The 571-nt window shown below is 51.1% G+C and carries 1 protein-coding gene; it reads right to left on the reverse strand.

Translation table 11 applies throughout. From position 1 onward, the window contains the following. On the reverse strand, positions 1–200 hold a 200-nt coding region (locus tag R7E78_RS28955), incomplete at its 3' end, for a hypothetical protein (protein ID WP_318058996.1). Between the last annotated feature and the right edge of the window lie 371 nt (positions 201–571).

A 571-nucleotide genomic window follows, 5' to 3' on the forward strand; every position in this document is an offset into this window, starting at 1 on the left:
CCCTCACCTATGGTCACAAGCTCTGGGTAGTGACCGAAAGAATGAGATCGCGAATACAAGCGGCCGAAATGAGTTTCCTCCGCAGGGTGGCTGGGCTCAGCCTTAGAGATAGGGTGAGGAGCTCGGACATCCGGAGGAAGCTTGGAGTAGAGCTGCTGCTTCTTTACTTCGAAAGGAGTCAGTTGAGGTGGTTCGGGCATCTGATCAGGATCCTCCTGAGCGCCTCCCGTTAGAGGTGTTTTGGGATCGTCCCACTGGTAGGAGGCCCCGGGGCAGACCCAGAACACACTGGAGGGATTACATATCTTGTCTGGCTTGGGAGCAACTTGGGGTCCCCCAGGAGGAGCTGGAAAGTGTTGCTGGAAAGAAGGACAGCTGAGGTGCTTTGCTTGGCCTGCTGCCCCCGCAACCCGGCCCCAGATAAGTGGATGAAAATGGATGGATGGACGAGTGCAAACTAAAGGTGCTAGTTTCCAAATCCAAAGTACATTCTAATCACAGTATATTCGATATATTAATTAGTGTACAAAACATTCAACATAGTTACGTGTTTTAAACCACTGCATGTCAA

It is taken from the genome of Vibrio sp. YT-19(2023), assembly GCF_033337395.1.